This is a genomic window from uncultured Campylobacter sp., from assembly GCF_937997535.1.
GTDB lineage: Bacteria > Campylobacterota > Campylobacteria > Campylobacterales > Campylobacteraceae > Campylobacter_B.
In genome coordinates this window covers 1-1,507 of the sequence record NZ_CALKTT010000074.1, presented here as the reverse complement: position 1 = coordinate 1,507, position 1,507 = coordinate 1, and the positions used below count along the sequence as shown (strand labels likewise).

2 protein-coding genes are annotated in these 1,507 nt (G+C 48.4%); both read left to right on the top strand.

Annotated elements, in window-relative coordinates; genetic code table 11:
* Positions 1 to 478, top strand: a 478-nt coding sequence (locus Q0117_RS06840; protein ID WP_297924018.1) for a 4Fe-4S dicluster domain-containing protein, incomplete at its 5' end; no start/stop codon positions are given.
* A 1-nt stretch (position 479) separates the two neighbouring features.
* Positions 480 to 1,451, top strand: coding sequence for an NrfD/PsrC family molybdoenzyme membrane anchor subunit (nrfD, locus tag Q0117_RS06835; RefSeq protein ID WP_297924016.1), 972 nt, complete (start codon positions 480 to 482; stop codon positions 1,449 to 1,451).
* The last annotated feature ends 56 nt before the right edge of the window (positions 1,452 to 1,507 follow it).

The window sequence follows — 1,507 nt, the reverse complement described above, 5'->3', positions numbered from 1 at the left end:
GGTCCCAAAAGGCCAAATGAGGCTTTTTATCCAGGATAAAACCGATCCGCTAAATTTGAAAGAAAAGCGCTACGTCAGAGTATCTTGTCAGCAGTGCGAGGACGCACCGTGCGTGAACGTCTGCCCGACTAAAGCCTGTCATAAGGACGAAAAAACCGGCATCACGACGATGAATACCGACGACTGCATCGCCTGTAAATACTGCATCGTCGCCTGTCCTTACGACGTGCGCTTTATAAATCACGAAACAAGAGCCGCAGAGAGCTGCAACTTCTGCTTGGATACGAATTTAAAGGACGGTCACGAGCCTGCCTGCATCGAGGCGTGCAGATACGAGGCGATCGTATTTGGCGATCTAAACGACGAAAACTCGCATATCAGCAAGCTACTTCGCGTAAAAGACAGCCTGCGAATGCATCCTGAGTGCGGCACGAAGCCGAGCCTTCGCTATATTCCTGCGGTAAAACTAGGGGTGTGATATGAACGGAGCCATAAATTTCACTGCGACCTTCTCGCACGGCGTGGAGTGGGGCTGGCCGATCGCGGTCTATCTTTTGCTAGCGGGTATGAGCGGCGGCGCTTTAGTAGTCGCGATCCTCGTTAAATTTTATAAAAAGCAAACCGCAAGCACGCCGCTATTTAAAGCTGCGTCGCTGCTATCTTTCGTAGCGATCTTGCTCGGTATGGTTTGCCTCGTAGCCGATTTGGAGCGGCCGCTACTTTTTTGGAAAATTTTGATTAATTATAACTTTACCTCGGTTATGTCCGTGGGCGTGGCGGCGCTTTGCGTCTATATCCCGCTTAGCTTCGTAACTTGTCTTTATGCGTTTGAAGATTGCCTTAGAGAGTTTTTGACGCACAATCTTAGCTTTTTAAAAGGCCTTTTCGAGCTTGTGATGAAAATTTTAAACGCACTTCGCCCGCTACTTCTTGCGCTTACGCTTGTTTTTGCGGTCGCGATCTGCGCCTATACCGGCTTTTTGATCTCGGTTTTAGTTAGATTTCCTATCCTTAATACAGCCGTTTTGCCTGCGCTTTTCGTGGCATCTGGACTATCTGCCGGCATCGCAGGCTCTAGCCTGATAGCCGCGCTTTTCTTTAAAGCGGAGCTGCACGGAGGCGATCTAAAAACTTTACACGCGGTCGAATGGCCGGTTTTGGCGATGGAAATTTTACTAATCGGCATGATTTTCGTTTCGCTAATAACGGGCAGCGACGTACAAAAAGCCGCGAGCGTCGCCTTCAGCGAGGGAATTTACGCGCGTCTTTTTTGGCTAGGCGTCGTAGGCGTTGGTTTTTGCGTACCGCTCGTTTTAAATTTCGCACTGGGCAAAAAGATCGCTCACTCTGCGTTTGCATTCTACGCGAGCGCGCTTGCCAGCGTGGTTGGGGTATTACTTCTTAGAATGTTTATACTATACGCGGGACAAACTTACGATATAATAATGTAAAACTGCGGAGGGTTAATGAGCGCGCTAAAAATATTAAAATTTTTCATCTCTTACAA

Bases quoted from the DNA above. Each gene is read 5' to 3' on its own strand.
- nrfD (WP_297924016.1), top strand. From the start codon at position 480: ATGAACGGAGCCATAAATTTCACTGCGACCTTCTCGCACGGCGTGGAG.